The following is a 24,874-nucleotide window of genomic DNA, read 5'->3' as shown; positions in this document are numbered from 1 at the left end:
AAAACCCCGAATCAGTTGGCGTGGAGGGCGGCGTTGAGCTCGACGGTCTGGCCGGCGCGGGGCAGAACCTCGACGACGCCGGACACGGAGTTCCGCCGGAACAGCAGGTTGGAAACGCCGGAGAGTTCCACGGCCTTGACCTGGCGCGCCTCGCCGCTCGCTTCCAGCAGGCTCACCCGGGTGCCGGCCGTGACGTAGAGCCCGGCCTCGACGACGCAGTCGTCGCCGATGCTGATGCCGACGCCGGAGTTGGCACCGAGGAGCACCCGCTCGCCGATGCTGATGCGCTCCTTGCCGCCGCCGGAGAGGGTGCCCATGATCGACGCGCCGCCGCCGACGTCGGAACCGTCAGCGACGATGACGCCGGCCGAGATGCGGCCCTCGACCATTGAGGTGCCGAGCGTGCCCGCGTTGAAGTTCACGAAGCCCTCGTGCATGACCGTGGTCCCCTCGGCCAGGTGGGCGCCGAGGCGCACCCGGTCGGCGTCCGCGATGCGCACGCCGGACGGCAGCACGTAGTCGACCATGCGGGGGAACTTGTCCACGCCGTAGACGGTCACGTTGCCGCGGCTGCGCAGCCGGAGGCGGGTGGCCTCGAAGTTTTCGGTGCTGCAGGGGCCGAAGTTCGTCCAGACCACATTGGCGAGCAAGCCGAAAATACCGTCCAGGTTGAGGGAATTGGGCTGGACCAGCCGGTGCGAGAGCAGGTGCAGGCGCAGGTAGGCGTCGGCGGTGTCGGCGGGCGCGGCGTCCAGGTCGATGCCGCGGCTGACCAGCTCGAAGCGGACGCCCCGCTCCGTGTCTTCCTGCTGGGCCAGGGCCTTCAGGTCTTGGTCGGCGCCGTCGGCCGGGGCCTCCCCGAGGCCCGGGGCGGGGTACCAGACGTCGAGGACGGTCCCGTTGGCGGCGACGGTGGCGAGGCCGGAGCCGTAGGCGGTTCGGGGCAAGACGGAATCAGTGTTGTTCGCAGGCATGTTCCCCAGTCTACCGACGTCGGATAGGGCAGCGTGCCCCATTACGCTTGGGGTGTGACTGCTTCGACCATTGCCCTTGACCTGACGTCCGACGTCGCCGAGCTGACCGCCACGCTGATCGACATCAACAGCGTCTCCGGGAACGAAAGCGCCCTTGCGGACGCCGTCGAGACGGCGCTCCGCGGCCTGCCGCACCTGCACGTCCTGCGGGATGGGGACGCCATCGTGGCGCGTACCGAATTGGGCCGGGACGAGCGTGTGATCCTGGCCGGCCACCTGGACACGGTCCCGCTGCCCACGGTGCCGCGGTCGCGGGGGACGGTGCCCTCCAGCTGGGATGGTGCCGTGCTATACGGCCGCGGAGCCACCGACATGAAGGGCGGCATCGCGGTGCAGTTGGCCCTCGCCGCGCAGCTGACCGCACCTCTTCGGGACGTGACCTACGTGTTCTACGACCATGAAGAAGTCGAAGCCTCGCTCAGCGGCCTGGGCCGGCTCGTGCGAAACCACCGCGAGCTGCTGGCCGGTGACTTCGCCATCCTGCTGGAGCCGACGGACGGGACCGTGGAGGGCGGCTGCAACGGCACCAGCAGGTTCGAGGCCACGACCATCGGCAGGGCCGCCCATTCGGCCCGGGCGTGGATGGGGCAGAACGCCATCCACGCGGCCGCCGAGATCCTGGTGCGGCTGCGCGACCACGAACCGGCGACCGTGACCGTGGACGGCCTCGACTACCGGGAGAGCCTCAATGCCGTGAAGATCAGCGGGGGCACCGCCGGCAACGTGATCCCGGACAAGACCGTGGTCGAAATCAACTACCGCTTTGCCCCGGACAAGACCCCGGACGACGCCGAAGCCTACGTCCGCGGGCTGCTCGAGGGATTCGAGGTGGTCCGGACGGATGCGGCGGCGGGGGCACGACCGGGTCTGCAGCACCCGGCCGCGGCCGACTTCGTCGCTGCCGTCGGGGCGGAGCCGAAGCCGAAGTATGGCTGGACTGACGTGGCCCGGTTCAGCGAGCTGGGCATTCCGGCGGTGAACTTCGGTCCCGGGGACGCGCTGCTGGCCCACACGGACAACGAACACGTGACCGCCGAGGCCGTTCGAGCCTGCCTGGACGCGCTGCGCCGCTGGCTCAGCTGAGCAGGACCGCTTAAGCGGGTGCGGGCGGCGTCCGCTGTGGACGCCGCCCGCACCTGGCCAGAGGTATCAAGGCTCGGGGTCAGCCGGCCTTGGCCGCCACCGGGGGAGCGCTGACCGGACGGGTCTTGCCGGCAGTGCGGCTGCTCAGGAACCGGGAGAGCCAGTTGGCCACACCGGACAGCGTGAAATTGATGATGATGAACAAGATGGCGGCGACGGCGAGTGCCTGCAGGATCGGCCCCGATGATCCGTAGATCTGCATGGACCGCAGCAGCTCGGAGTACGTGATGATCGAGCCGAGCGCCGAGTCCTTGAGGATGACGACGAACTGGCTGACCAGCGAGGGCAGCATGGCGACGAGTGCCTGCGGCAGTTCGATGCTGCGCATGGACTGGCCGCGCGTCATGCCGATGGCCATCGCGGCTTCCCGCTGGCCCTTGGGCAGCCCGTGGACACCGGAGCGCACGAGCTCGGCAATGACGGAGCCGTTGTAGAAGGTCAGCGCGATGACCACGGCGAAGAAGGGTATGTCCGCCGGCTCCAGGACCTTCAGCTGGCCAAGCAGAAGCCAGAAGAAGATCATCATCAGCAGCACCGGGACTGCCCGGAAAAACTCCACGATGATGCCGCTGATCCAGGCGAAGGCCTTATTGTGCGAGAGCCTGCCGACGCCGAATAACAGGCCGAAGGCCACGGAGGTCACGATCGCGGCGGCAGCGGCTCTGAAAGTGTTGATGAGGCCGGGCATGATGGTGAACTCCCAGACCTCCCTGGTCAGGAAGGGCGTCCAGAGCTCCGGCGCCAGCTGCCCCTGGTCGTACAGGCCCTTGAGGACGAAGGCCGCCGCGCCAAGGAACACCAGGATGCCCACGATGTTCGTGATGACGATGCGCCGCCGGGCCATCGGTCCGGGCGCGTCGAAAAGTACGCTCTGCCGGGTTGTCATCGTGCCACCGCCAGTTTCTTCGAAAGCCAGGTCGTCAGCAGGCCGATCGGGATGACGATGACCACGAACCCGAGGGCGAACGTCGCGAAGATCGCCATGATGACATCCGGACGGAACTCGATCATGGTCTTCATGAGGCCCGCGGCCTCGGGGACCGAGGCGACCGTGGCGACCGTGGTGTTCTTGGTCAGCGCGATCAGCGTGTTGCCCATGGGCGCGATGGCTCCGCGGAAAGCCTGCGGAAGGACCACATGGCGGGCCGCCGGCAGGAAGCTCAGCCCGATGGCCCGGGCCGCTTCGGCCTGGCCGAGGGGAACCGTGTTGACGCCGCTGCGGATGGCTTCGCAGAAAAAGGCCGCGTGGTACACCGACAGGCCGACGATCGCCCACAGGAAGAAATTGAAGTCGAAATCGGCGGACAGGTTCAGCTGCAGCTGGAAGACGAGCACCAGGATGCAGAACGTCATGATGATGGTCAGCGGCGTGTTCCGGAAGATGTTGACATAGGCGGCACCCGCCCAGCGGAAGCTGGGCACGGGCGAGATCCGCATCAACGCCAGCACGGTACCCAGCGCCAGGGCACAGAGGAAGGCCCAGAACGTCAACTGGATGTTGACCCAGAGGGCAGCCACCACATCATAGGTCTCCAGCGCCGTCAGGTAGCTCTGGAAGTATTCGGACAAGAGGTCCATCCCCTTTCATCGGGAAGAGACGCGCACGCCGCGGGGCAGGCAGCTGGCCTGCCCCGCGGCGTCAGCGGCTTAGGCGCAGGCGTCGCCAGGCTTCGGCGGGTTCAGTTCCTCGTTGAACTTGTAGTCCACGCCCTCGGTGTTGGCGGTCAGCGCCTCTTCCCAGGCTCCCGACTCGACCATCTTGTTGATGGCGGCGTTGATGTCGGCGCACTGGTCGGTGCCCTTGGGCAGCCCGACGCCGTAGCGCTCTTCGGAGAACGGGTTGCCGACGACCTTGAACTTGCCCTTGAAGTTGGGCTGGGCGGCGAGGCCGGCCAGGATGATGTCGTCCGTGGTCACGGCGTCGATCTGGCCGCTCTGCATGGCGGTGACGCACTCGGCGTAGCCCGGGCGCTCCAGGAGGTTGACGTTCTCGGCGTGCTCGTCCTTGATGCGCTGCGCCGATGTCGAGCCGGTGACCGAGCAGAGGTTCTTGCCGTTGAGGTCATCCGGACCCTTGATGTCGGTGTTCTCGGCGCTGACCAGCAGGTCCTGGCCGGCCACGAAGTACGGCCCGGCGAAGTCCACGGTCTTCTTGCGCTCATCGGTGATCGAATAGGTCGCGAAGATCATGTCCACCTGGCCGTTGGAGAGCATGTTCTCGCGGTTGGCGGACGGGGACTCGACGAATTCGATCTGTTCCTCGGAGTACCCCAGTTCGTTCGCGACGTACTTGGCCACGTCGACGTCGAATCCGGTGTATTCACCGCCGGACTGGAACCCCAGGCCCGGCTGGTCGAACTTGATGCCGACGCGGAGGGTTTCGCCGCCGCCGGCCGTGCCGCCCTGGGTTTCCCCGCCGCCGCTGCCCCCGTTGCCGCCACAGGCCGACAGGGTGAGAGCGGCAACAGCGCCCATGGCGGCCATTGCAATACGCGTCTTGCGCATGTTTTCTCCTTGCGTCATGGTCCTTCCGCGGGGAAAGGAACCGCAGTTGCTGACTTAGTGGTTGAGGATCTTGCCGAGGAAGTCCCTGGCCCGTTCGCTCTTCGGGTTGGTGAAGAACTCTTCGGGGGTGGCCTGTTCGACGATCTGGCCGTCCGCCATGAAGATCACTCGATCGGCCGCCTTGCGGGCAAATCCCATCTCGTGGGTCACCACGATCATGGTCATGCCTTCTTTCGCCAGGCCGACCATGGTGTCCAGGACCTCGTTGATCATTTCCGGGTCCAGCGCCGACGTGGGCTCGTCGAAGAGCATGACCTTGGGCTTCATGGCCAGGGCCCGAGCAATCGCGACGCGCTGCTGCTGGCCGCCGGAGAGCTGCGCCGGCAGCTTGCCCGCCTGGTTGTCGACGCCAACCCGCTTCAGCAGGCTCATGGCCAGTTCCTTGGCGGCGGCCGACTTCGTGCCCTTGACCTTGACGGGGCCGAGGGTGACGTTCTCCAGGATGGACTTGTGTGCGAAGAGGTTGAAAGACTGGAACACCATGCCGACGTCGGCGCGGAGCCGGGCGAGTTCCTTGCCCTCGGAGGGGAGCCTGGTGCCGTCGATCAGGATTTCGCCGTCGTCGATGGTTTCCAGCCGATTGATCGCCCGGCACAGGGTGGACTTGCCCGAACCCGAGGGGCCGATGACGACGACCACCTCGCCCTTCCTGACCTCCAGATTGATGTTGCGCAGGACATGCAGGTCGCCGAAATGCTTGTTGACATCTTTGAGCTGCACCAACGGCTGCCCGGCGCCCTCACGGGCTGCCGGAGTAGGCGCACCGGAGGCCGCCGGCACGGGTTGGCTGTGGGGGTTGTCACTGGTCATGACTTGAATCTAGCGAACGTTTCCCCGCATGCCACGCATTTCGCCCCTCCTGCTTCAATCGTGATTCAAGAGAAACCTCCGCCGATCCCCGCCGAGCAGGGGAAATATCGTGAAAGGAGGCGCCCGGGCCGCCCGGATCTGTAGCCTTGGGTGATGAGTAACCAGCAAGATGTTCCGCTGCCGTCGGATCTGGCGGCACGCCTGCCCGCCCGGCACAAAGGTTCGGTGGAACTGCGTCGCTCGCAGGCCAATATCCCGCAGGCGGACCAGTACCTTCTCGACACCCGGGACCGGGAGGACTTCACCCACACGGACCCGTGGCGCGTCCTGCGCATCCAGAGCGAGTTCGTCGAAGGGTTCGGGACCCTGGCGGAACTCGGTCCGGCCATCAGTGTGTTCGGTTCGGCGCGCACGAGGCCGGGGACGGTGCACTACGACATCGCCGAGCAGATCGGCCGCCTGCTGGTCGAGCGGAACTTCGCCGTCATCACCGGCGGCGGCCCCGGGTCGATGGAGGCCGCCAACAAGGGGGCCAGCGAAGCCGGCGGACTTTCCGTCGGACTGGGCATCGAGCTGCCGTTCGAACAGGGCCTGAACGACTGGGTGGACCTGGGCATCAACTTCCGGTACTTCTTCGCGCGGAAGACGATGTTCGTGAAGTACGCCCAAGGCTTCATCGTGCTGCCCGGCGGCCTCGGGACCATGGATGAACTGTTCGAGGCCATGGTGCTCGTCCAGACGCAGAAGGTGACGTCGTTCCCGATCGTCCTGGTCGGCGGTTCGTTCTGGAGCCCGCTGATCGACTGGGTCAAGAGCACACTGCTCGGAGAAGGCATGATTGCCGAGGCGGACCTGGACCTGGTCAGCGTGGTGGACACGGCCGACGAAGCCGTCGAGCACATCATGGCGGGGCTGTCCGTCCGCAACGGACGCCGCCGGCCGACGACGGAGTCGATGTAGGGCGCGAAGTCCGTGCGGCCCGGGGAGCGCGTAGCACCGGCCGTTGACCGCCGCGCGCCCGGCCTCCCTCCCGCTGGCGGCGGCTCGCTGTAGCAGTCGGACGCGGTCCTGCGCATCTGGCACGATGGTGCTGTGAGCCTGTTCCTGGTCTTCCTCGCCATCGCCGCCGCCGGTGCGGTGGCCGTGGCGGTTTCGGGACGTTTCAGCCGCGGCACACCTCCATCGGCTGGAGCCGGCTGGCAGCACGGGGAGGTCGTGAGGCTCGAGGGCCTGAGCGAGTCCGACCCCCGGCTGCCGCCTGTGCTGCTCCCCGAGCGGCCCGGGGCCGAGGACGTCGAACGGCTCCGCTTCTCGGTGGGGCTGCGCGGTTACCGGATGGACCAGGTGGACCAGGTGCTGGATGCGCTTCGCGATGCGCTCGCGGACCGGGACACGACGATCGCTCAGCTCAGGAGGCAGGAACACTGGAAGAACGACGACGTCCCGCCGCCGGCGCCACAATCGTGACCGGCATGGAAGAGGGGCGCCGGGGCCCGCGTTCCCTCGTGCGCGGCCACGTGCAGCACTGGAGCAAGCGCCTGGCCGGATGGCCTTGGTGGGTCCAGGTCCTGCTCGCTTACGGGCTGGCCCGGCTCTTTTCGCTCTGCGTCTTCCTGGCCGTGGCCCGCCAGCAGGGCCCGAGCCCTTGGGGCAGCGCCCACCCGGACTACCTGTCCTTCGTCGGGATCTGGGACAGCGCGTGGTACGAGCAGATCTACCGGCAGGGGTATCCGGAGGAGATCCCGCGCGGCCTCGACGGGCGGGCGCTGGAGAACCAATGGGCGTTCTATGCGCTGTTTCCGGCGCTGATCCGTGGCCTCAACGCGTTGACGGGGCTGCCCTGGCAAAGTCTCGCCCCGGCGGTGGCCACGCTGGCGGGGTTCGCCGCGGCGCTGCTGATCTACCGCATCTTCCGGCTGTTCGCCGTGCACGCCACCGCGCTCTGGGGCACCGTGTTCGTGGCGGTTTTCCCCGTCTCCGCGATCCTGCAGGTCCCGTATGCCGAGTCGCTGAACCTGGCCCTGCTGGCCGGAAGCCTCTACCTGGTGATCAGGCGCCGGTTCCTGCTGGCCATCCCGATCGTCCTGATGATGTGCCTGTCCAGGCCCACCGGCGTCCCGTTTGCGGCGATGATGGGCCTCTACCTGCTCTGGCGGCTGCGCCGGCGGACCGAGGACCCGCTCGATCCGGGCGAGTTCGTACGGATCGCGACGCTGGGCCTGGCCAGCTGTGCCGGAGCCATGACCTGGCCGGTGGTGGCCTGGATGGCCACCGGAGAGCTGCGCGCCTACACCGATACGGAGACGGCCTGGCGCGGCACGGACCTCATCCCGTTCAAACCCTGGTACGACATGGGCGCGGACCTGTTCGGACCGGTCGGCGGGGTCCTCGCGCCGCTGGTGGTGCTCGCCGCTGCGGTGCTGGTGCTGACCAGCGCGACCGCGCGGCGCATGGGCGTCGAACTGCGGCTGTGGTGCGCGGCGTACCTGGGCTATCTGTTCGTGTTCCTGCACCCGCAGACCAGCACCTTCCGGCTGCTGCTGCCGCTGTTCCCGCTCGCGCTGGTGGCAGCGATGGCCTCCCGGAGCAGGGCCTACCGGATCTGCCTGGCGGCGGCGTTCCTGGCCGGACAGATAGTCTGGGTGACATGGCTCTGGTCCTGGGCGGAACTGCCCGGAGGCGGCGATTACCCGCCCTGACCGGGGACGAGTGCGGCACGCCACAGCCGGCATTGATTTCGTACCGGCTTGTGATGTACGCGATAATGGGTCTAGTTGTAGCACGGCGGATCGTCGCGGTCCGGCCGTGCTGTGTTGGCGGGCGCGGGACGAAAGACCGATGCCCCTCGGTGGAAGGGATATCCAGATGGCTGCGATGAAACCGCGTACCGGAGAAGGACCTATGGAGGTCACCAAGGAAGGGCGCAGCCTCATTCTGCGGGTGCCGATCGATGGTGGCGGCCGCCTGGTGCTCGAACTGAACGCCGAAGAGGCGAGCAACCTGAGGGATTGCCTGCTGGGCGTGACCGACGCCGTCGCCAGCTAGGTATCGGCCGACGTGGTGCAATCAGCCCTGACACCGGAGGAAGAGACCGCCCGCACGCTGGAGGAGGCCCTGGTTTCGGCGCGTTTGCCCCGGATCGTGCCGCGGCCGGCGCTGGACAGCCACGCTCCGGGGCTGGAATCGTCGGCGGACGTCCTTGTCGTGCCGGTGGCGCAGGGCGCCACGTCCGCCAACGACGGCGAGCGGGCCACTCCGCAGCCGCGCCGCGGGGCAGCGGAAGCGGCGGCGCGGTACGGCGTGGACGTCACCCTGCTGGCCGAGGTGCACTCGGTGACCGGCAAGGCGGGGGAAATCCTGAATGCGACGGCGCCCCGGCAGGAGCAGCGGCTGCCCAAGCGGCTCGTGTTCCTGGGCGTCGGGGACGAGGCGCCGCCGAGCCTGCGCAAGGCCGGCGCCGCCTTGGCGAAGGCAACCCTGGGCGCGGGTACTGTCCGCTCCAGCGTGGTGGACGGACTGCCCGAGGCAGCGCAGCAGGCGTTCATCGAGGGCTTCCTTCTGGGCGGCTACCGTCCGCCGAGGGCCGGCACGTCGCCGGCGCCCCAGGCAGTGGCCGCCGAACTCGAACTCAGCGGCGTATCCGCGGCCGCAGTTTCGGCCGCGACCGCGACCGGGCGCGCCGTCTGGCTGTCCCGGAACCTCGCCAACATGCCGTCGAACGTGAAGAACCCTGCCTGGATCGCCGGACAGGCCCAGCGGCTCGCCGACTCCGCCGGGCTGGAGGTGCGGATCTGGGACGAGGCAGAACTGGCCGCTGCCGGCTTTGGCGGGCTGCTCGCCGTCGGCAGTGCCTCGCAGTACGGCTCGCGGCTGGTCCAACTGACCTACTCGCCGCAGGACCCGGTCCCGGACGCCCGGCACGTAGTGCTGGTCGGGAAGGGCATCACCTTCGACACCGGAGGCATTTCGCTCAAGCCGCGCGAGTCGATGGTCCCGATGAAAACGGACATGGCGGGCGCCGGCGTCGTACTTTCGGTGCTCAACGCGGCCGCGGAGCTGGGAGTGAGGCACCGCGTTACCGGTCTGCTGGCGCTGGCGGAAAACGCCATCGGGGCGGCCTCCTACCGGCCGGGGGACGTCGTATCCGTGTACGGCGGCACGACGGTGGAGATCGGCAACACGGACGCGGAGGGCCGAATGGTGCTCGCGGACGCCCTAGCCTACGCCGTCGGACAACTGGCTCCGGACGAACTGATCGACATCGCGACCCTGACCGGCGCGGCATCCATGGGCCTGGGCCGCCGGCACGCCGCGCTCTACGCCACGGCGCCGCACCTGGTGACCGCCTTCGAAGCAGCGGGCGAGGCCTCGGGCGACCGGGTCTGGCACATGCCGCTGGCCGAGGTGGCGGAGGAGTACCGGTTCTCCCTGGACTCGGACATCGCGGACCTGTCGCACATTTCCTCGCCGGGCTCCAAGGTCTCTGCCGGTTCCATCACGGCGGCACTGTTCCTGCGGGAGTTCGTCGGTGACGTCCCATGGGTCCACCTGGATATTGCGGGGCCCGCCCGCGCCACGGCGGACGAGGCCGAGGTAACCAAGGGCGCCACGGGCTTCGGCACGCGGCTGCTGCTGTCCTACCTCACCGCTTGACGGCCAGCAGGAGCCCGTCGCCGGTGGGGAGGATGGTCGAGAGGAAGGACTCGTTCTCCCGTACCGCCTTGCCCACCTGACGCAGGATGTTGGTCGTGTCGTCCCGGATGGCCGGATCCGAGACCCGGTCGCGGTCCAAAGCGTCGTTGATGATGAGCATGCCGCCGCTCTTGAGCAGCCGGGCGGCCTGGTCCAGGTAAAGCGGGTACGAGGGCTTGTCGGCGTCGATGAACACCAAGTCGTAGGCGCCGTCCGTGAGCCGGGGGAGGACGTCTGCCGCCCGGCCCGAGATGGTGCGCGTGCGGTTGCTGGGGATACCAGCCTCCAGGTATGACTCCCGGGCGGCACGCAGGTGGTCCACGTCCGAATCGATCGTCGTCAGGACGGCGTTGGCGGGCAAGCCTCGCAGCAGGCAGACGCCGGAAACGCCGGCGCCGGAGCCGACCTCGACGACGGTGTGTGCCTTTGACCCGGCGGCGAGGACGGTCAAGGCGGCGGCAACGCCCGGGCTGACCGAAGCCACTCCAAGCTCCCGGGAGCGTTCGCGGGCGCGGAGCAGCACCTCATCCTCGGCGGGCAATCCCTCCGTGTAGGACCAGCTGGTCTGCTTGTCTGCGCTCATGAACCTTCGCTTCCTCGATCGTTTTTGTGCGGCCCTGCCTAGCCTACTGTCCGGCTGTCCCCCGGCTCTATACGGGCCGGGGCCCCATCGTTCTTTTTGCAGCCTGCTACCAGAATTCTCCCAGCTTTCCGAGGCAGGATGGACATGCGCGTTAAACAGCACGTACCGGCTGATCAAAGGATGAACCCGCGGGGGAGTCACGGCAGCCGCGGAGGGGAGACACCATGACCAAGCACCGACCGGTCCCTCAGGACGCGCCTGCCCCGGCGGCGGACTGGACGGCCCCGACGTGGGAAGAAGTCGTGGTCAACCACTCGGCCAAGGTCTACCGGCTCGCATATCGCCTCACCGGAAACAAGCACGACGCCGAGGACCTCACCCAGGAAGTGTTCGTACGGGTGTTTCGTTCCCTGGAGAACTTCAAGCCTGGCACGCTGGATGGCTGGCTGCACCGCATCACGACGAACCTTTTCCTCGACCAGGCCCGCCGCAAGAGCAGGATCCGCTTCGACGGCCTGTCCGAGGACGCCGAGGCCAAGATCCCCGGGAAGGATCCCGGCCCGGAGCGGAGCTTCGAGTTCAACAACTTGGACATCGATGTCCAGGCTGCCCTGGAAGAACTGCCGCCGGACTTCCGTGCCGCCGTGGTCCTTTGCGACCTGGAGGGTCTCTCCTACGACGAAGTGTCCGAGGCGCTCGGCGTCAAGCTCGGCACGGTCCGGTCCCGCATCCACCGGGGGCGCACCATGCTGCGCGAGAAGCTGGCGCACCGGGATCCGGCGGCCAAGCGGGTCTCCCGGCTGAAGCTGCCGCGAGTAGCAGGAGTGCTCTGAATCCACCATGCGTCATCCCGAACGTGACATGGCGGACTACCTGGACGGTGAGCTTGACGATGACCGCCGACCCGGTTTCGAACGCCATCTGGCCAGCTGCGAACGCTGCCGGAGCTGGATCGCGGAACACCGTGCCCTGCAGGAGCGTTTGCGCTCCCTTGACGTGCCCCCGCCCGGTCCGGACCTGACGGGCCGGCTGCTGAACGCACCGGCCAGGGCGGATGAAGGGCCCGGTGGTTACCTCCCCTCGGCGGACAAGGCTGCTCCCGGCTCGCACGCGACGCCGGCCAAGCGCGCCTCCCGGCGCCAGACCCTCTTGGTGCTCTGTGGCGCCGCGGCGGGTTTCGCCACGCTGACCTTCGGCACGGCGTACATCCTGGGCGGCGAAGAGCCCGCCCTGCAGGCGACCGGATCGGCCGGCGGCCAGGCCGCCGGCACTACAACGGTGGACCTCGGAGGCATGGCGGCCGGACAGAAAATGGGCAGGGAGGAGTTGGCCCAACTGCGCCGCAGCGGCTGGAACTGTCCGCAGCTGTCCGGGCTGGGCTACGAACTCGAATCGGCCCGCACCATGATGGTCGCCGGAGAGCCTGCCGTCCGGGTGGAGCTCGAAGGAGAGGACGGCAGCGTCGTGGTGACGGAACAACGCCACGGCGTGGAACGCCCCCAGCCTGCCGCGCCGGAAGCGGCTAGGGCGGTGGCACCGGTCAACGCCGTAACAGGGCGGTCGGTGGCCGCTGACGGGTTCCGCCCGATCGACGGCATGGATCGGGACATGTGGCTGCGCGCCGGGCCAAACTGGACCGTCGTGCTGAACTCGGCCGACGTGACTTACACGATGTGGTCGGATGCACCATTGTCCGAACTGCCGGATATGGTCGGCCAGGTCATCATCGCGGAGAAGTCCCGCCTGACGGTGCCGCGGCCCGCCGCGCTGGACGATCCGGTCAGCAGGATCATCCGCGGCCTGGGCAAGATGGTCCTGCCCGCGGATGCGCGGTCAGAGGGTGCCAACTAGGTGCCGTGCGGCTCGAACAGGTAATCTTCAATCGTGCTCGGAATTAACGGAACGGAACTGGTCATCCTTGCGGTGATCGCCGTTATAGTGCTCGGTCCCGAGCGTCTGCCCGAGTATGCGGCGCAGCTTGCCCGGCTCGTCAAGCAGGTTCGCCGGATGGCGGCCGGCGCGAAAGAGCAGCTGCGCGAGGAAGTCGGCGACGAGATCGTGGACATGGACTGGCGGAAGCTGGATCCGCGGCAGTATGACCCGCGGCGCATCATCAAGGAAGCATTGCTCGATGATGAGGACCTTCCGACGGCGGCTGCCGGAGCGACCGCCGCGGGCGCCGCCGGTACTGCGGTCAAGGCCGTTTCCCGCCCGACCCAAGCCGCCGCGGAGCGGCTGGAGCCGGGCCAACCCGCGCCGTTCGACATCGAGGCGACCTAGGCCGGAGCGATCCCCAGCGACCTCCCGGCGAGGCCTCGCGGGGTGGCCGCAAGGCCCTCGGCGATGGATCTCAGGGCCACGGCCGCCGGCGAACGTCCGGCCCCGCCGTCGTCAAGCACGATCGGCAGCCCGTTGTCTCCGCCTTCGCGCAGCCTCTGCTCCAGCGGCACCTGTCCCAGCAGCGGAATCTCCGTGCCGAGCGACGCGCTCAGCCGGTCGGCGAGCGTGCGGCCTCCGCCGGTGCCGAAGACCTCGAGCCGGCTTCCGTCGGCCAGCTCCAGCCAGGACATGTTTTCGATCACGCCTGCCACCTGCTGGCCGGTCTGCGTGGCCATGGAACCCGCCCGTTCGGCCACGTCGGCCGCGGCGCTCTGCGGCGTCGTGACGACCAGCAGGCGCGAGGCCGGAAGCAGTTGCGCGACGGAGATGGCCACGTCCCCGGTGCCCGGCGGCAGGTCCAGGAAGAGCGCATCCAGGTCACCGAAGTACACGTCGGTCAGGAACTGTTCCAGCGCCCGGTGCAGCATCGGCCCGCGCCAGGCGACGGGCTGGTTGCCGGTGACGAACATGCCGATGGAGATGACCTTCACACCGTGAGCCACCGGCGGCAGGATCATTTCGTCCACCTGCGTGGGGGCTTGGGTGATGCCCATCAGCCCGGGGACCGAGAAGCCATAGACGTCGGCGTCGACGATGCCTACCCGCAGCCCCTGCGCCGCCATGGCGCAGGCGAGGTTGACGGTGACGCTGGACTTTCCGACGCCGCCCTTGCCGCTGGCGACGGCATAGATCCGCGTCAGCGAGGCAGGGTCCGCGAACGGATTGCCCCGGCCGCCCGCCTGCAGCCGGTCCTTGAGCTCGTTGCGCTGGGCGGGGGTCATGACATCCATCAGCACCGTGACCTCCGCCACGCCGGCCAGCGGCTCCAGCGCGCGGCGAACGTCCTCGGTGATGGTGCCGCGCAGGGGACAGCCCACGATCGTGAGCAGCACTTCGACGGTGACATTGCCGCCGTCGTCAATGGCCACGTCCTTGAGCATGCCGAGTTCGGTGATCGGGCGGCGCAGCTCAGGGTCGATCACGGTGTCCAACGCACGGCGCACCGCCTCCAGGCTGGCAGTCTGGTCAGTCATGTCCTAGTTCTCCGATGTGCTTTCGGCCTCCGCCGAGACCCGCGGCAGCGAGGACGTCGCGTCGGAAACCTTCTTCTTCCGCCTCCGCTGGCGGTCGTCCTTCTCCTGCGATTCGAGCAGTTCCTCCAGCACCGTGCGCAGTTCGCTTCGGACAAAGTCGCGGGTGGCCACTTCGCGAAGCGTGATGCGCAGCGAGGCCAGCTCCCGGGTGAGGTACTCGGTGTCGGAAAGGTTCCGCTCGGCCCGCTGGCGGTCCTGCTGCAGGGTGACCTTGTCCCGGTCGTCCTGGCGGTTCTGGGCCAGCAGCAGCAGGGGAGCGGCATACGACGCCTGCAGCGAGAGCATCAGGGTCAGGGCGGTGAAGCCCAGCGCGGCGCTATCGAAGCGCAGCGACTCCGGCCCGAAGGTGTTCCACAGCAGCCAGATCAGGCAGAACACGCTCATCCACATCAGGAACTGGGGGGTGCCCATGAAGCGCGCGAAGCTCTCGGTTGCATGGCCGAAGGCGTCGGGGTTGGGCTTCAGGCGCGGCAGCAGCCGCTGCCGTGCCTCGCGGGGGACATCCAGTCCACTGGTGCTGTTCTGCTTTTCAGCCATTGCGTCCTGCCTTCCGCATCAGCTCGTCCGTGTCATCCTGGGCCCGCCAGTCGTCCGGGAGCAGATGGTCCAGGACGTCGTCGACGGTGACGGCGCCTACCAGCCTGCCGTCTTCATTCACGACGCCGAGCGCGTTGAGGTTGTAGGTGGCCAGCATGCGGGCCACCTCGCTGATGTCCGCCTGGTCGGAGACGGGTTCAAGGTCCGTGTCCACGATGTTGCCGAGGGCCTCCGGCGGCGGGAAACGCAGCAACTGCTGGATATGGACGACGCCGAGATAGCGTCCCGTGGGCGTCTCCAGCGGGGGACGGCAGACAAAAATGGCCGAGGCCAGGGCCGGACTGAGTTCTTCCCGGCGCACGTGGGCCAGGGCCTCGGCCACGGTGGCTTCCGGCGGCAGGATGACGGGAACCGGCGTCATCATCGAGCCGGCCGTGTCCTCCTCGTACTCCATCAGGCGGCGGACGTCCTCGGCTTCTTCCGGTTCCATCCGCTGCAGCAGGTCTTCCTTCTGCTCCTCCGGCAGTTCCGCCAGCAGGTCGGCCGCGTCATCCGGGTCCATTTCCTCCAGGACGTCGGCGGCGCGTTCGATTTCCAGGGCGGAGAGGATCTGGACCTGATCGTCATCCGGGAGCTCCTGCAGGACGTCCGCCAGGCGTTTGTCCTGTAGTTCGGTGGCGATTTCGATGCGGCGCTTGTCGCTCATCTCATGCAGCGCGTCAGCGAAATCCGCAGGTTTCATGTCCTCGTGGCTGGCGACGAAGGCGGTGGCTGCCTGCGGCTCGTTTTTGGCTCCCGGGCGGGCATCGTTCCAGTCCACGATGAGCGTTTCGTTCCGGCGCAGGCTCCGCAGCGGCGAGGACGAGTAGCCGCGGCGGACGAACAACTGGGAGACGAACCAGTCGCCAATGCGGGATTTCTCCATCGCGATGTCCTCGATGGTGGCGTCCCCCGTGCCATCCGCGAGCGTGACGCGGCGGTCGAACATCTCGGCGACCATGAGGATCTCGGCGCCGCGCTGCTCGAAGCGGCGCAGGTTGACCAGCCCGGTGCAGATGATCTGCCCTGCATCAATGGACGTGATCCGGGTCATCGGTACGAAGACGCGCTTCTTCCCGGGCACCTCGACGACGATGCCGACGACCTGGGGCGCCTTGCCGCCGCGTTCCAGCGCGACGGCGTCGCGCAGGCGTCCCAAGCGGTCGCCCAGCGGGTCGAAGACATCCAGGCCGAGCAGCCTGGCGATGAAGACTCTGGTGGGATTTGTGCTCACTCCCTTAGGCTACGTGGTCGCGCCCGACGGCGCCCGCCGGGGCCGGGTGGAGCCGCCGGCAAGTTCACTTTGGGCGATACCACCGGCGCAGTACCCGCTGGTAGGGGAGAATGGGGTTATGTCGATGCTTGGCCGTAGCGAATCCCGTGACCCCAGCCAGCAACTGCCCCAGGGCGAGCTGCTAGGCAACTACCGCACGTACCTGGATGCCCAGAAGGTGGTGGACTTCCTGGCGGATGAGGAGTTCCCGGTCCAGCACGTCTCCATCATCGGCAACGACCTGAAGTCCGTCGAACGAGTGACGGGCAAGCTGAGCTACCCCCGCGTGGCGCTGACCGGGGCGGCGACCGGCGCTTGGTTCGGCCTCTTCGTGGGCCTGCTGCTGATGCTCTTCGGCGGGGGCCAGACCTTCGGGCTGGTGCTCTCCTCGATGGCCATGGGCGCCGCGTTCTGGATCCTGTTCAGCGTGATCAGCTATGCCTTCACGAGGGGAAAGCGGGACTTCACCTCCACCAACCAGATCATCGCGACCAGCTACGACGTGGTGGTGACCGGCGACATGATCTTCGAGGCGCGCCGGGTGGCCAGCCAGCTGTCCATGCCCGGCCACGCCCTGCACCCCGGGGCGGAGCAGGGCCGTTACGTGCAACCGGAGCAGCCGCAGCCGCAGCGGCCGCAGCCGCAGCAGCAGCCGCAGCGGCCGGCCCAGTGGGGCCAGGATCCGTACGCCTCCGGCTCCACCGAACAGGAGCAGGGCCAGCAGCAGCCGCCGGCGGGTCCCGAAACCGAACCCGGGGCCCCGGTCCGCGGCCGCTTCCCCGACCTGCCGGACGGGCGGCCGCAGTACGGCGTCCGCCTCCCGCCGGAGCAGGAGCAGCAGCCGGGCCAGCCGGGGGCGCCGGCAGCCGATCCGGAGCAGGGCCGTCGCGAAGGCGACGAGCAACGCTAGCCAGCCCGCGGCAGGCGCGTCCAGCGCAGAAGCCGGGGAACCGTCGACCGACGGTTTCCCCGGCTTCGCTATGTACTGACTGCCCTACTCGCCCGAGGGGCTGTAGATGCCCGCCATCCAGGACTCGACCTCGTCCGGCTCCCGCGGTAGGGCAGCACTGAGGCTGACCGGTCCGTCCGCCGTCATGAGCACGTCGTCCTCGATCCGCACGCCGATGCCGCGGTATTCCTCCGGCACGGCCAGGTCCTCCTGCTTGAAGTAGAGGCCCGGTTCGATCGTGAACACCATGCCCTCGGTCAGGACGCCGTCGAGATAGAGCTCGCGCTTCGCCTGGGCACAGTCGTGGACATCGAGGCCCAGGTGGTGGCTCGTGCCGTGCGGCATCCACCGCCGGTGGTGCTGGCCGCCCTCGGCGAGTGCCTCTGCCAGCGGAACCGGGAGCAGGCCCCACTCATCCAGCCGCTCGGCCAGCACGGTCACGGCGGCCTTGTGGACATCGCGGAACTTGGCGCCGGGCTGGGCAGCGGCGAAGCCGGCATCCGCGGCGTCCAGCACGGCCTGGTAGATCCGGCGCTGCACGTCGGTGAACTTGCCGTTGACCGGAAGGGTCCGCGTGACGTCGGCGGTGTACAGCGAGTCCGCCTCGACCCCGGCGTCGAGCAGCAGCAGGTCGCCGGACTTCACCTGGCCGTTGTTGGGGATCCAGTGCAGGATCGTCGCGTTGTTGCCGGCGGCGGCGATGGTGTCGTAGCCCAGGTCGTTGCCTTCTTCGCGCGCCCTGGCGAAGAAGGCGCCCTCGACGACGCGTTCGCCGCGGTCATGGGTGATGGCCCGGGGCAGCACCTTGACGACTTCGTGGAACCCGTTGACGGTGGCCGCGACTGACTTCTTCAGCTCGCCGACCTCCCACTCGTCCTTGACCAGGCGAAGCTCGGACAGGGCCTCGGCCAGCAGGGCGTCCAGGTTATCGGACTCCTCCAGGTCCACGCCGGTGTTGATCCGGGACGTGTCGACGAGGGCGTCGACGTTGAAGTCCACTTCGCGCAGTAGCCGGATACGCATGCCGCCGATACCGACCACGCCGGCGTCCTTGGTGATCGCCACCTCGAGCTCGCCGAGCTCCCGCGTCTCGATGTCGAGCTGCTTCTGCAGCTGATCCAGCGTCGGCCGCGGGCCGATCCAGAACTCGCCGTAGCGGGCGTCGGCGTAGAAATCGGGCGTGTCCCGGCCCGCGAGCGGACGGAAGTAGAGGGTGGCATGGTGATTGCCGCCGTCGTCCCCCTGCCCTTCAGGGGCGGGTTCCATCACCAGGACGGCATCCGGTTCGTGGTCCAGGCCGAGCCCGGTCAGGTGGGCGAACGCCGAATGCGGGCGGAACCGGTAGTCGGTGTCGTTGGACCGGACTTTCAGCGGACCGGCCGGAATGACCAGTCGTTCGCCCGGGAACCTGAGGGAAAGGGTACGACGGCGGCGCGCGGCAAAGGGCGCGACCTCCGCCTTCGCGGGGGGAGCGGAGGTGTCCGGAGCCCACTGCCCGGCCATGAAGTCCTTGAAGGCCTGGGATTCCGGCCGCTGGGAGCGGTTGTTCCCGCGTTCCTCGAGCGGCTGGCCCTCCGAGGCCGGCTGTACGGTGCTGTCGTTGGCGTCTGTACTCACCAATCCATCGTCTCATCGGCGCCAAGCGCTGCCAAACAGCCTCGGAGGGCCCGCAAGGCCTGCGGCCGCGCCCGCGCCGCGGGTAGATTGGGGGGATGAAGATCGACCTGCATGCCCACTCCACGGCCTCGGACGGCACGGAGTCTCCGGCAGACCTGGTGCGCGCGGCCGCCGACGCCGGCCTGGACGTCGTGGCGCTGACCGACCATGACACCACCGCCGGCTGGGCGCCGGCGCTGGCCGCGGCCCGGGACCTGCGCATCGGGCTGGTGCCGGGCATGGAGATCTCCTGCCGCAGCAGGGAAGGCATCAGCGTCCACGTCCTGGCCTACCTGCATGATCCGACCCACCCCGGGCTGCTGGAGGAGATCGGCAAGGCACGCAAGGCGCGGCTGACCCGGGCCGAACGCATGGTCGAGCTGCTCGCGGAGGATTTCCCGATCACCTGGGCGGACGTCACCGCCCAGACGGCCCATGAGGCAACCGTCGGCCGGCCGCACATCGCCGATGCCCTGGTGGCGGCCGGGGTGGTCTCGGACCGGACCGAGGCCTTCAGCAACATCCTCACGTCGCATTCGCGCTACTACGTCACCCACTATGCACCCGACCCGGCGCACGCCGTCGAACTGGTCAAAGAGGCCGGGGGAGCGGCCGTGTTCGCGCACCCGGTCGCTTCGGGGCGAGGCCGGGTTGTCGGCGAGGACGTCTTCCACCAGATGATCGATGCGGGCCTCGACGGCGTGGAGGTGGACCACCGGGACAATCCGGCGGAAGGCAGGGCCTGGCTGCGGAGGCTGGCCGCCGAGCGGGGATTGCTGATGACGGGGTCCAGCGACTACCACGGCACCGGAAAACCGAACCGGCTGGGCGAGAATATGACGGCCGCCGCGGTGCTGGAGCGCATCCTGCAAATCGGCACGGGAGCGCCCGCCTACCTGCCCAGCACGGCCGGTGGCCAAAGCCCTGCAGGCCGCTGATGGTAGGCTAGGTCCCGACCGATGCTTGCCTCGGGCAACCTGGGCGGCCTTGACGCCGCCGGTTTCCGGGCGCGATAAGCATCCTGATCCTGAAGCCGGCTGAAGATCAGCCGCTTCCTGCACTGCGGGCCGGAGACACGTCCGGCCGCCTTTTTTATGCCGCACGACAAGCGGCTTGTGGTGGGCCCGGCTGTGAGTGCCGGGCAGGATCGCGCGCCTGGAATCCATCGCCGGATTCTGAACACTGTCCGCGGCCCGACGACGGGCCGCACGGGACAACGCTTGGCAAATCGGCCCCTCTGGCCGGCGCGCACTGATTTGGGCGGTGACCGGCGAGCCGTCCAGGACCGAGAGGAAAGAGAATGACGCCACCGGGCGCAGATTTCTACCAACTCAGCGGTTGGACTGTGATCCTGCTGCTAGTGCTGTTTTACGGCGGCACGCTCCTGATGTCCGCTCTCATCGGGAAGAAGAAGGAAAACGCCGACGGCTACATGACCGCCGGCAATAAGATCGGATTCGGCGTCTCCGCGGCCAGCATGACGGCGACCTGGATCTGGGCTTCGTCCATGTACGCGTCGGCCACCGCCGGCTACACCTATGGGATCTCCGGGCCGATCCACTACGGACTCTGGGGCGCACTGATGATCCTGTTCATCTACCCCTTCGGCCGGCGCATCCGCAAAGTCGCCCCTAAGGCCCACACCCTTGCCGAGGTCATGTATGCGCGGCACGGCCGCTCCAGCCAGCTGATGCTGGCCGGCTCCAACATCGTCGGCAGCCTGATCAGCCTCACCTCCAACTTCATCGCGGGCGGCGCGCTGATCGCGCTGCTCTCGCCCTTCAGCTTCAGCCAGGGCATCATCGTGATCGCCGCCGGCGTGCTGCTTTACACCCTGTGGTCCGGGTTCAGGGCCTCGGTGCTCACCGATTTCGCCCAGGTCGTGGCGATGCTCGGCGCCGTCGTCGTTATTATTCCCGCAGTCTTCTTCGCTGCGGGCGGTCCCGACATGTTCCAGCAGGGCGCGCAGAACCTCACGCCGCAGCAGTCCAACTTCTTCTCCAGCGACGCCTTCCTGAACCAGGGCGCTCCGTATATCGCCGCCGTGCTCGCGTACGCGATCGGCAACCAGACCATCGCCCAGCGGCTGTTCGCGGTCCGCGAGGACCTGATCAAGCGGACCTTCGTGACGGCGACCGTCGGCTACGGTGCCACCATCATCGGCATCGGCATGCTCGGCGTGATGGCGCTGTACCTGGGCCTGGCTCCGGCCGGCGGCGACGTCAACAACCTCATCCCGCAGATGGCCTCGACCTTCCTGCATCCGATCCTGATCGGCGTCTTCCTGATCATGATCATCGGTGCGCTGTCCTCCACCGCGGACTCGGACCTTGCCGCGTTGTCCTCCATCATGATGGCCGACGTCTACGGCCAGAACGTCGCGGGAACGAAGAAGGCGAACCCCAAGACGATGCTGCTGGTCGGCCGCATCACCATGATCGTGGCCACGGCCGCCGCCCTGTACTTCGCCAGCGGGCAGATGAACATCCTCGACCTGCTGGTCTTCGTCGGAGCACTCTGGGGTGCCCTCGTCTTCCCGGTGATCGCCAGCTTCTACTGGGAGAAGGTCACCAACAAGGCCTTCACCGTCTCGGTCCTGGTGGCGCTGGCCGTCTTTATCCCGGTCCGCTTCGAGTGGCTGCCCATGGGCGGCGCCCTTGGCATCATCACCGACGTGGTCGCCGTGATCGGCATCGGCGTCGTGCTCGGCCTGATGAGCTTCGGCTTCTTCGGCCTCAAGGCCGCCAAGATCATCGGCGCCCTGGGCTCCCTGGTCGCCGCGCCGTTCGCCATCGGCTTCCTGCATGACTACGCCGTCCTGTCCGGATCGCTCGTGGCCTACGCGGTGAGCACCTTGGTCTGCTACTTCATGTGCTTCCGCAACGGCAACAGCTTCGACTTCGACCTGATCAAGCAGCGCATCGGCGACTTCGACCAGCGGGTCGAGACCGAGACCGTCGAGGCCGCTGCAGTCCAGGCCGGAAAGTAAGGAGAAAACATGGCTACGTTCTTCCTGACCCTGTACGTACTGATCTGGCCCCTGATCGTGGCGGCCACCCTTGTTGTCATCTGCAAGGGCTTCTTCAAAGACTGGCGGGAGGCCCGCCAGGAGGGCAGGACGCTCATCTAGGCGTACATAACTGTCCTAACCTGTGGAGGGCCGGCAGGACATCGTGGTGATGTCCTGCCGGCCCTCCGCCGTCTGGTTAGCTGTCTGAAAAGCGTCAGCCGCCGGCCGCTGCATCGGCCGCCGCGACGTCAGTCCCGTCCCCGCAGCGCACCACCTGTGCCGCCTGTCCGAGCCGGCGGGCCATGACGTCGATGGCCTGCGGGTTCTCGTCGACGCAGACGAAGCGCCGGCCGGCGCCGGCCGCGACGGCGCCGAGGGTCCCCGAGCCCGCGAAGAAATCCAGCACCCAGTCGCCCGGGCGGCTGCTGGCGGCAATCATGCGCCGCAGCAGTCCCTCGGGTTTCTGCGTCGGATATCCGGTCTTTTCCTTGCCGGTGGGGGAGACGATGGTGTGCCACCAGACGTCCGTCGGCAGCTTGCCGCGCGCGGCCTTTTCGGCGGTCACCAGGCCCGGGGCCATGTAGGGTTCGCGGTCGACTTCGGCGCTGTCGAAGTAGTACCGCTTCGGGTTCTTGACGTAGACCAGGATGTTGTCATGCTTGGCCGGCCAGCGGTTCTTGGCCCGTCCACCGTAGTCGTACGCCCAGATGATCTCGTTCAGGAAGCATTCCCGGCCGAACAGCGCGTCGAGCAGCACCTTGGCGTAGTGGACTTCCCGGTAGTCCAGGTGGAGGTAGAGCGTGCCGTCCTCGGCGAGCAGCCGCCATGCCTCTGCCAGCCTCGGCTCGAGGAAGGACCAGTAGTCCTCGAAGGCGTCGTCATAGCTGGTCAGCATGCCCTTGATGGTCTGGTATGAACGACCCTTGAACCCCACACGGTCACCCGCGCCGTCGGCGCTGCGGACCATCGAGGTCTGCTGTCTCCGCTGGACCCGCCCGGTGTTGAAGGGCGGGTCCACGTAGATCATGGTGAAGGCAGCATCGGGGAGGGACGGCAGGAACTCGGCGTTGTCCGCCTGCACCACCAGATTCCCGCCGCCGGGCGTCCACACCGGGTCCTCCGGCGCGGCAAAGGCCGTTGTCACTCGGCTTATCCTGTCCCGGACCGGGGCGCTATTCGGCGGCCGGCTGGCCGGTGGACTGCACAACCTCGCCGTTGCGGCGGCGGGTGCGGGTCCTGCGGCGCCGGGGGCTGCTGCCCTCGCCCGCCGGCTGACCGGTTTCCACGCCCTGCGTTTCCGTTGCCGCGGCCGCGGGCTGCTCACCGGAGGCGGAGGAAGAACGACGACGGCGGGTGCGGCCCGAGCCGGAGCCCGCGCCTTCCGCGCGGGTTTCCTCGCTGCGTCCGCCCTGGCCGCGCCGGCTGCCGCCGCGCTCACCAGCGCGGCCGCGATCTCCGCCGTGGCTGCGGTCGCCCCCGCGGCCGCCGCCACGGGTGTGCTTCTTGCCGGTCTCGCCGAGGTCTTCGAGCGCCTCGGCGTTGACGCCGGCCAGCTTGCGCTGGTTGCGCGGGAGACGGCCCTTGGTGCCCTCGGGAATATCCAGGTCCGTAAACAAGTGCGGGGAAGAGGAGTAGGTTTCTACCGGCTCCGGAACATCCAGGCCGAGGGCTTTGTTGATCAGGCCCCAGCGCGGCACGTCGTCCCAGTCGACGAACGTGATGGCGGTTCCCTTGTTGCCCGCGCGGCCGGTGCGGCCCACGCGGTGCAGGTAGGTCTTCTCGTCCTCGGGGCACTGGTAGTTGATGACGTGGGTGACGTCGTCGACGTCGATCCCGCGCGCGGCGACGTCCGTGGCCACCAGGACGTCCACCTTGTCGCTGCGGAAGGCGCGCAGCGCCTGTTCGCGGGCGCCCTGGCCCAGATCGCCGTGGATGGCCGCCGCAGCGAAGCCGCGGTCGACCAGTTCCTCGGACACCTTGGCGGCGGTGCGCTTGGTCTTGGTGAAGATGATCGTGCGGCCGCGCCCGTTGGACTGCAGGATGCGGGCCACGACCTCGGTCTTGTCCAGGCTGTGGGCCCGGTAGATGACCTGGCGAATGTCCTTCTTGGTGATGCCCTCGTCATCCGGGTCCGCAGCGCGGATGTGCGTCGGTTGCGTCATGTACCGGCGGGCCATGGCCACCACGGGGCCAGGCATCGTCGCGGAGAAGAGCATGGTCTGGCGGACGGCGGGGGTCGCGCCGAGCAGGGTTTCCACGTCGGGCAGGAAGCCCAGGTCCAGCATTTCGTCGGCCTCGTCCAGGACCACGATGCGGACGTTCTTCAGGCTCAGGTGGCGCTGCCGGTGCAGGTCGATCAGGCGGCCGGGGGTGCCGACAACCACCTCGACGCCCTGGGTCAGCGTCTCGATCTGCGGCTCGTAGGCACGCCCGCCGTAGATGACGGCAATCCGGGCATTGCGATGCCGGGAGGCGGTTTCGAGGTCGCGGGCCACCTGTACGGCGAGCTCGCGGGTCGGCACCACGACGAGGGCCTGCGGTGCGCCCGGCACCGGCAGCTTGTCGTAGCCGTCGTCGTCGCGTCCGATAACCCGCTGGAGCGCGGGGATGCCGAAGCCCAGCGTCTTGCCGGTGCCGGTCTTGGCCTGGCCGATGATGTCGTGGCCGCCCAGGGCGACCGGCAGGGTCATGGCCTGGATCGGGAAGGGGTGGGTGATTCCGGCATCGAAAAGGGAGCGGACAATGTCGGCACGGACATTGAAGTCCGCAAAGGTCTGCTGCGGCAGTTCGTGGGGCCGCTCGTCCGAAGCCAGCGTCGCCTCGACGGCGATCTCTTCGGTGCTGTTGTCCGCGTGGAGCAGTTGCCCCTCGTCCGCGGCGAGGTTCTCAGTGTTCAATGACATAACCGTTCGATAAGGCGCCTGCGCGGCCGGTGCTCGACTCCATGGCCCGCGTGCGCGCGGCCATGCAGGAACTGTCGGACGCTGCAGGCGCGTCCAGCGGAAGCCGATCGCGGGCTAACAACTGCGTACCGGACCGAGGCCATCCATGGCCGGTCCGGCGAACAAAAATCGCGTAGGGGCGGGATCTGTTGAGTTGAAACTTATAAA

General features: G+C 68.0%; 25 protein-coding genes. 13 read left to right on the top strand and 12 right to left on the bottom strand.

Features of this window, described 5'->3' with window-relative positions; all coding sequences use genetic code 11:
• Positions 1-11: 11 nt before the first annotated feature.
• Entirely contained in the window at positions 12-974 is a 963-nt protein-coding gene (gene dapD / locus OC550_RS10040) for a 2,3,4,5-tetrahydropyridine-2,6-dicarboxylate N-succinyltransferase (RefSeq protein WP_262105646.1), read from the bottom strand.
• A gap of 54 nt (positions 975-1,028) precedes the next feature.
• On the opposite strand from dapD, the gene dapE reads away from it, so the two are divergent.
• Positions 1,029-2,117: a succinyl-diaminopimelate desuccinylase gene (gene dapE, locus OC550_RS10035; protein ID WP_262105645.1), complete on the top strand. Its 1,089-nt coding sequence runs from the start codon at positions 1,029-1,031 to the stop codon at positions 2,115-2,117.
• Positions 2,118-2,196: 79 nt separating this feature from the next.
• Here the strand turns inward: dapE and OC550_RS10030 are convergent, their stop codons facing one another.
• From OC550_RS10030 to OC550_RS10015, 4 genes are all read right to left on the bottom strand, one after another.
• Positions 2,197-3,063: an amino acid ABC transporter permease gene (locus OC550_RS10030; RefSeq protein ID WP_262105644.1), complete on the bottom strand. Its 867-nt coding sequence runs from the start codon at positions 3,061-3,063 to the stop codon at positions 2,197-2,199.
• Complete coding sequence (locus tag OC550_RS10025; RefSeq protein ID WP_262105643.1) at positions 3,060-3,755, bottom strand: amino acid ABC transporter permease; 696 nt, start codon at positions 3,753-3,755, stop codon at positions 3,060-3,062. Before OC550_RS10025 ends, OC550_RS10030 begins: the two co-directional genes overlap by 4 nt.
• Positions 3,756-3,824: 69 nt before the next feature.
• Positions 3,825-4,682 carry a glutamate ABC transporter substrate-binding protein gene (locus OC550_RS10020; RefSeq protein ID WP_262105642.1) on the bottom strand — a complete coding sequence of 286 codons (858 nt, stop codon included), beginning with the start codon at positions 4,680-4,682 and terminating at the stop codon, positions 3,825-3,827.
• Positions 4,683-4,736: 54 nt separating this feature from the next.
• Entirely contained in the window at positions 4,737-5,465 is a 729-nt protein-coding gene (locus OC550_RS10015) for an amino acid ABC transporter ATP-binding protein (protein WP_262106309.1), read from the bottom strand.
• A 240-nt stretch (positions 5,466-5,705) separates the two neighbouring features.
• On the opposite strand from OC550_RS10015, the gene OC550_RS10010 reads away from it, so the two are divergent.
• The 5 genes from OC550_RS10010 (at position 5,706) to OC550_RS09990 (ending at position 10,205) form a co-directional block, all read left to right on the top strand.
• Complete coding sequence (locus OC550_RS10010; protein WP_262105641.1) at positions 5,706-6,512, top strand: TIGR00730 family Rossman fold protein; 807 nt, start codon at positions 5,706-5,708, stop codon at positions 6,510-6,512.
• A gap of 132 nt (positions 6,513-6,644) precedes the next feature.
• The gene (locus OC550_RS10005) at positions 6,645-7,019 is read left to right on the top strand and encodes a DivIVA domain-containing protein (protein ID WP_262105639.1); all 375 of its coding nucleotides are present in this window, start codon (positions 6,645-6,647) and stop codon (positions 7,017-7,019) included.
• Between the two features lie 5 nt (positions 7,020-7,024).
• Complete coding sequence (locus tag OC550_RS10000) at positions 7,025-8,251, top strand: hypothetical protein (RefSeq protein ID WP_262105637.1); 1,227 nt, start codon at positions 7,025-7,027, stop codon at positions 8,249-8,251.
• 166 nt (positions 8,252-8,417) lie between these two features.
• On the top strand, positions 8,418-8,597 hold the full coding sequence (locus tag OC550_RS09995; protein WP_262105635.1) for a DUF3117 domain-containing protein: 180 nt from the start codon (positions 8,418-8,420) through the stop codon (positions 8,595-8,597).
• Positions 8,598-8,609: 12 nt separating this feature from the next.
• Positions 8,610-10,205: a M17 family metallopeptidase gene (locus OC550_RS09990; protein WP_262105633.1), complete on the top strand. Its 1,596-nt coding sequence runs from the start codon at positions 8,610-8,612 to the stop codon at positions 10,203-10,205.
• Here the strand turns inward: OC550_RS09990 and OC550_RS09985 are convergent.
• Entirely contained in the window at positions 10,195-10,827 is a 633-nt protein-coding gene (locus OC550_RS09985; RefSeq protein ID WP_262105632.1) for an O-methyltransferase, read from the bottom strand. The two genes, OC550_RS09990 and OC550_RS09985, sit on opposite strands and share 11 nt — an antisense overlap.
• A gap of 224 nt (positions 10,828-11,051) precedes the next feature.
• On the opposite strand from OC550_RS09985, the gene sigE reads away from it, so the two are divergent.
• From sigE to OC550_RS09970, 3 genes are read left to right on the top strand one after another with little or no spacing between them, the layout of a single operon-like run.
• The gene (gene sigE / locus OC550_RS09980; protein ID WP_262105631.1) at positions 11,052-11,660 is read left to right on the top strand and encodes an RNA polymerase sigma factor SigE; all 609 of its coding nucleotides are present in this window, start codon (positions 11,052-11,054) and stop codon (positions 11,658-11,660) included.
• A 7-nt stretch (positions 11,661-11,667) separates the two neighbouring features.
• A complete protein-coding gene (locus tag OC550_RS09975) occupies positions 11,668-12,678 on the top strand; it encodes an anti-sigma factor (protein ID WP_262105629.1) in 1,011 nt (336 codons plus the stop codon).
• A gap of 33 nt (positions 12,679-12,711) precedes the next feature.
• Positions 12,712-13,107 carry a sec-independent translocase gene (locus OC550_RS09970; RefSeq protein WP_262105628.1) on the top strand — a complete coding sequence of 132 codons (396 nt, stop codon included), beginning with the start codon at positions 12,712-12,714 and terminating at the stop codon, positions 13,105-13,107.
• Here OC550_RS09970 and OC550_RS09965 read toward each other — a convergent pair.
• From OC550_RS09965 to OC550_RS09955, 3 genes are read right to left on the bottom strand one after another with little or no spacing between them, the layout of a single operon-like run.
• Positions 13,104-14,240, bottom strand: a complete 1,137-nt coding sequence (locus OC550_RS09965) for an Mrp/NBP35 family ATP-binding protein (protein WP_262105627.1) — start codon at positions 14,238-14,240, stop codon at positions 13,104-13,106. The genes OC550_RS09970 and OC550_RS09965 overlap by 4 nt on opposite strands.
• A 3-nt stretch (positions 14,241-14,243) precedes the next feature.
• Complete coding sequence (locus tag OC550_RS09960; RefSeq protein WP_262105626.1) at positions 14,244-14,837, bottom strand: DUF1003 domain-containing protein; 594 nt, start codon at positions 14,835-14,837, stop codon at positions 14,244-14,246.
• Positions 14,830-16,110 carry a CBS domain-containing protein gene (locus OC550_RS09955; protein WP_262105624.1) on the bottom strand — a complete coding sequence of 427 codons (1,281 nt, stop codon included), beginning with the start codon at positions 16,108-16,110 and terminating at the stop codon, positions 14,830-14,832. Before OC550_RS09955 ends, OC550_RS09960 begins: the two co-directional genes overlap by 8 nt.
• Positions 16,111-16,228: 118 nt before the next feature.
• On the opposite strand from OC550_RS09955, the gene OC550_RS09950 reads away from it, so the two are divergent.
• Positions 16,229-17,059 carry a general stress protein gene (locus OC550_RS09950; RefSeq protein ID WP_262105622.1) on the top strand — a complete coding sequence of 277 codons (831 nt, stop codon included), beginning with the start codon at positions 16,229-16,231 and terminating at the stop codon, positions 17,057-17,059.
• Positions 17,060-17,143: 84 nt separating this feature from the next.
• Here the strand turns inward: OC550_RS09950 and OC550_RS09945 are convergent, their stop codons facing one another.
• On the bottom strand, positions 17,144-18,715 hold the full coding sequence (locus OC550_RS09945) for an aminopeptidase P family protein (RefSeq protein WP_262105620.1): 1,572 nt from the start codon (positions 18,713-18,715) through the stop codon (positions 17,144-17,146).
• A 95-nt stretch (positions 18,716-18,810) separates the two neighbouring features.
• Between OC550_RS09945 and OC550_RS09940 the strand changes: the two genes are divergently transcribed.
• From OC550_RS09940 to OC550_RS09930, 3 genes are all read left to right on the top strand, one after another.
• Positions 18,811-19,692 carry a PHP domain-containing protein gene (locus tag OC550_RS09940; protein WP_262105619.1) on the top strand — a complete coding sequence of 294 codons (882 nt, stop codon included), beginning with the start codon at positions 18,811-18,813 and terminating at the stop codon, positions 19,690-19,692.
• Between the two features lie 362 nt (positions 19,693-20,054).
• Complete coding sequence (locus OC550_RS09935) at positions 20,055-21,743, top strand: sodium:solute symporter family protein (RefSeq protein ID WP_262105617.1); 1,689 nt, start codon at positions 20,055-20,057, stop codon at positions 21,741-21,743.
• 9 nt (positions 21,744-21,752) lie between these two features.
• Entirely contained in the window at positions 21,753-21,884 is a 132-nt protein-coding gene (locus OC550_RS09930; protein WP_262105616.1) for a putative transporter small subunit, read from the top strand.
• Positions 21,885-21,978: 94 nt separating this feature from the next.
• Here the strand turns inward: OC550_RS09930 and OC550_RS09925 are convergent, their stop codons facing one another.
• Together OC550_RS09925 and OC550_RS09920 are read right to left on the bottom strand one after the other, a co-directional pair.
• Complete coding sequence (locus OC550_RS09925) at positions 21,979-22,908, bottom strand: site-specific DNA-methyltransferase (protein ID WP_262105614.1); 930 nt, start codon at positions 22,906-22,908, stop codon at positions 21,979-21,981.
• A 28-nt stretch (positions 22,909-22,936) separates the two neighbouring features.
• Entirely contained in the window at positions 22,937-24,667 is a 1,731-nt protein-coding gene (locus tag OC550_RS09920) for a DEAD/DEAH box helicase (RefSeq protein ID WP_262105613.1), read from the bottom strand.
• Positions 24,668-24,874 lie beyond the last annotated feature (207 nt).

This window comes from Arthrobacter sp. Marseille-P9274 (assembly GCF_946892675.1).
In the GTDB taxonomy this organism is placed as follows: Bacteria; Actinomycetota; Actinomycetes; order Actinomycetales; family Micrococcaceae; genus Crystallibacter.
The sequence above is the reverse complement of the archived record's forward strand: the minus strand, read 5'-3'. Positions and strand labels throughout refer to the sequence as shown.